At 61.7% G+C, this 4,087-nt stretch carries 6 protein-coding genes; 2 read left to right on the forward strand and 4 right to left on the reverse strand.

Annotated elements, in window-relative coordinates:
- Window positions 1-982 (forward strand): IS66 family transposase (gene tnpC, locus BN32_RS02375; protein ID WP_040425865.1); only part of this gene is annotated, 982 nt, incomplete at its 5' end.
- A 98-nt stretch (window positions 983-1,080) separates the two neighbouring features.
- Here tnpC (BN32_RS02375) and BN32_RS02380 read toward each other — a convergent pair.
- From BN32_RS02380 to tnpA, 4 genes are read right to left on the reverse strand one after another with little or no spacing between them, the layout of a single operon-like run.
- Window positions 1,081-1,314 (reverse strand): hypothetical protein, encoded by a 234-nt coding sequence (locus BN32_RS02380; protein ID WP_019200259.1) that lies wholly within the window; start codon window positions 1,312-1,314, stop codon window positions 1,081-1,083.
- Between the two features lie 2 nt (window positions 1,315-1,316).
- Window positions 1,317-2,969 (reverse strand): IS66 family transposase, encoded by a 1,653-nt coding sequence (gene tnpC, locus BN32_RS02385; protein ID WP_019200260.1) that lies wholly within the window; start codon window positions 2,967-2,969, stop codon window positions 1,317-1,319.
- A gap of 45 nt (window positions 2,970-3,014) precedes the next feature.
- The gene (tnpB, locus tag BN32_RS02390) at window positions 3,015-3,335 is read right to left on the reverse strand and encodes an IS66 family insertion sequence element accessory protein TnpB (protein WP_430641877.1); all 321 of its coding nucleotides are present in this window, start codon (window positions 3,333-3,335) and stop codon (window positions 3,015-3,017) included.
- Between the two features lie 23 nt (window positions 3,336-3,358).
- Window positions 3,359-3,766, reverse strand: a complete 408-nt coding sequence (tnpA, locus tag BN32_RS02395) for an IS66-like element accessory protein TnpA (RefSeq protein WP_019200262.1) — start codon at window positions 3,764-3,766, stop codon at window positions 3,359-3,361.
- Between the two features lie 130 nt (window positions 3,767-3,896).
- Here tnpA and BN32_RS27440 point away from each other — a divergent pair.
- On the forward strand, window positions 3,897-4,087 hold a 191-nt coding region (locus tag BN32_RS27440), incomplete at its 3' end, for a hypothetical protein (protein WP_210164655.1).

Raw genomic sequence — 4,087 nt, forward strand, 5'->3', positions numbered from 1 at the left:
CAGCGAGCACATGCCGCTCTATCGTCAGTCCCAGGTTCTGGCCCGGCATGGCATCCTCATCGATCGCGCCGTTCTAGCGGATTGGATGGGAACAGTCGCCTTCCACCTCGCGCCGCTGGTCGAGCGCATGAGCGTCGTGATGAAGCAATCGGGCCGCTTGTTCATGGACGAGACCAGGGCACCCGTGCTCGATCCGGGCCGGGGCCGAACCAAGACCGGCTATCTGTGGGCTGTCCTGCGCGACGATCGCGGCCACGGCGGCGCTGATCCACCAATCGTGGTCTACCACTACGCGCCAGGACGCAGTGGCAAACATGCCGAGCATATCCTCGACGGCTTCGACGGCATCCTTCAGGTCGATGGATACCAGGGCTATCACAGGCTCGCACGACTCGAGCGTCAAGGCGGCGCGCCGCTGCGGCTGGCCGCATGCTGGTCCCACTCCAGGCGCGAGATCATTGCCGCGACTCCGAAGGCCGGCTCACCCATCGCCGAAGCCGTCCTCGCGCGCATCGCCGCGCTCTACGCAATCGAGAAGGAGATCCGTGGCGCCGACGCCGCGATCCGACAAAAGGCGCGCAACGAGCGATCACGGCCGCTCGTCGCCGAACTCGAGAGATTCCTGCGCGAGCAAGCTGCCCGCCTGTCGCCGGGCAGCGAGATGGGCAAGGCGATCGCCTATCTGCTGAACCATTGGGATGGCCTCACTTTGTTTCTCGACGATGGCCGCGTTGAGATGGACACTAACCCCGTCGAAAATCAAATCAGACCGCTGACGCTGACGCGCAAAAATAGTCTATTTGCAGGTCACGACGAAGGTGGCCGTTCATGGGCCCGCATAGCTTCGCTCATCGCCACCTGCAAGATCAACAGCGTGGAGCCCTACGCCTGGCTGAAAGCGACCCTCGAAGCGATCGCAACCGGTCACCCGCAGTCGCGGATCGACGAACTCTTGCCCTGGTCGTTCGCCCGCACCTCCTAATTCTCCGCAGCTGCCGCCGCAGTCGCGACTTCAAAGATTTGCAACGCGTTGATCAACGTATCCATCCGAGCTAAGCCGCGGACAGTGGACCACCGATTTCACCGCTTGAGGGGTTCGGGGTTTTCCTTGTGTATTCTGATTAGCTCGATCAGGTTTTCGATGCCGAAGTCGGTGAACGCCATGACGCCGTCGTCACCCATGCCATAAACCCAGATGACGCCGTCCTCTGTGTCCATTCCGTTGGCCACGTCCCAGAGCCAGTCCTCGTCTTCGCCGAGGTCGTTTGCGACGCGTCCGATTGTGAAGACGGCATGAACTTTGTTGACGTGCATGGCTATGCCGCCTGAGCGGAGGACGTCGATGTGGTAGGCGTCCAGTTCCACGGCAAAAAATCGTGCAGCCGGCTTTGCGGCACGTCGGCAATGCGAGCGAGGAGGTCGGCCAGCCAGGCTTTCGGGTCGATGTTGTTGAGCCGCGCCGTCATGATGAGCGTCGCCATCACGGCAGCCCGGTCGGCGCCGCGATCGGAGCCCGCGAACAACCATGCTTTCCTTCCCAGCGCAAAACCGCGCAGCGCTCGCTCGGCCGCATTGTTGGTCAGGCAAATCCTTCCGTCATGGACAAAGCGGGCAAAGCCATCCCATCGGTTGAGCAGATAGTTGATCGGCTTGATCACGTTGGACGAACGCGAGAGACGGGCAGATTCTGCCCGCAGCCAAGCCTCAAGATCGGTCAATAGCGGCGCGCTTCTCTCCCGCCGAAGCCGCAGCCGCTCCTCAGCGCTATGCCCATAGATCTCGCGCTCGATCTCGAACAGCTGGTCAATCCGACGAACCGCTTCCAGCGCAATGGGCGAGATCGCCGTCGCGGAACGTCCGCGCCGCGCGTTCTGGGCGATATCGGCCAGTTCGAAGAACGCCCTCCGGCCGTGTGCCCAACAGAAGGCGGCCGTGGCCGGCGACGCCTTGCGTCCGGGATCGAAGAGAGCATTGAACCCGCTATAGGCGTCGGCCTGAAGGATTCCGGCGAAGCTCTGAAGATGCCTTGCCGGGTGCTCACCACGCCGATCGCGTGAGGCGTAAAACAGCGCCGCTGGCGGACCTTGCCCGCCAAATGGCCGATCGTCGCGGACATAGGTCCAAATCCGGCCGGTGTCCGCCTTCCCCTTCGCTAGGATCGGGATCTTGGTGTCGTCGCCGTGAAGCCTGTCAGCGGAGAGCACATAGGCTTCGATCAGTTCAAAGATCGGCCTGACCGCAAAGGCTCCGGCGCCCACCTGGTCCGCCAGCGTCGAGACCGACAGGTCGATCCCCTCGCATTTGAAGCGCTGGCTCTGTCGGTTTAACGGCTGATGTTGGCCGAACTTGTCGAACAGGATCGTCGCCAGAAGCTGGGGTCCAACGTAACCCCGTGGCGTCGCATGGAAGGGTGCCGGCGGTTGCGTGATCGCCTCGCAGTCTCGGCAACTGAACTTCTCCCGCACCGTGTCGATCACCTTGAATCGGCGCGGGATCTCCTCCAGCGTCGAGGTCACGCTTTCGCCGAGCTTCGACAGTCGCGCTGACCCACAGCAGGGACATTGCGTCGGAGCCGGAAGGACCACGCGCTCTCGCTCAATGTCATCGGGGAAGGGTTGGCGAACCGGCCGCTTACGCTCAAACGAACGCACCTTCTGCGTCTTTTCCGCCGCCCTCTCAGCCGCAAGTTCATCTTCAGTCGCGGTCGCCTCGAGTTCCTCAAGTTCCAGCTCTAGCTGATCGAGCAGTCGTGCCGACCGCTCCGAGCGCGTTCCATAAAGTGTCCGCCGCAGTTTCTCGATCTCGAGCTTGAGGTGGGCAATCAGCGCTTCGGTGCTCGATTGCTTCGCCTGGGCATTGGCTGCTTCAGCGAGCTTGGCTTCCGCCGCTAGCCTGGCCGCGCGCTCCGCCAGGATCATCGCATGCGCGGCGGCAAGATCAGGCGGCAGTAGGTCGGCGGTGGAGTCCATAACCAGATGGAATCATATTCGCCGCCAAACTCAAACGACAAACTCTCAGCCCACGCTCGTCGGACGCCAGGTATCCTGGGGGTTGCGCCAATCGATGCCGGACAACAGATAGCTCATCTGTGCCTGCGAGATCGACACCACGCCGTCCGCCAGCGACGGCCAGATAAAACGACCTCTCTCCAGTTTCTTCGTAAACAGGCACGCCCCCTGGCCATCATGCCAGATCACCTTCAAGAGATCGCCTCGGCGCCCGCGGAAGCAGAACAGATGACCACTCAGCGGATCGCGGCGCAGTACCTCTTGCACCTGCAACGACAACGAGGCGAAGCCTTTGCGCATGTCGGTGTGGCCCGTCGCCAACCACACCCGAACTCCTGTAGGGATTGGAATCATCGCCGATCCAGAACCTCGACGATCCTGCCAAGCGCCTCAACGTCGACGCTCGCGTCGACAATGATGCGCCGTCCACCCGTCAGCTCGATCTCAATTCGCCGCTCCGTCGCATGCGATGTCGCGCCCTGCGACGAAAGCGCCGCCGACCTAACCGGCCCATCCTCCGCCACAACCGCTCTGACAAAGCCAGCCCCGGATTGGGCCCGGTTCGCTGCGAACGCCCTTCGCCAGGTCACCAGCAGAGAACGCGACAGGCCATATCGACGCGCCGTCGCCGCAACCAGACGCGGCTCGGACAGGCTTTCCAAAACAATCCGCGCCTTCTCCTCCTCAGACCAACGCCGCCGCCGGCCCGTATCCACCACCTCAAGTCGATTCAGCGCACTGATCGTATGGCTGTCCATACGTACAGTTCTCAACCATCAGGCCAGCTCATCGCAAGGCGTCTCTCCTCGGAGGCTTACTGATCAACGGATTTGCAGTCCGTGGCGCCAACGCGTTGCAATCCGTCCCTCCAAATCTTTGGAATGGGACGTGGACGTCGCTTACGCTCTTGTTCAACAGCAAGCGGAGAACTCCCGGAAGCGGATCCTGTTTGGCATGCACAATTTGGGGCAGCGTCAGGTCGTTTATTGGTGGATTGACACACCAATCGAGGACTACGGCGTAGTTGGGATTTCTCTAACGCGAGAAGAAACAATACTCGCTGCGAACATACGAACGTA

It is taken from the genome of Afipia birgiae 34632 (assembly GCF_000308295.2).
In the GTDB taxonomy this organism is placed as follows: domain Bacteria; phylum Pseudomonadota; class Alphaproteobacteria; order Rhizobiales; family Xanthobacteraceae; genus Afipia; species Afipia birgiae.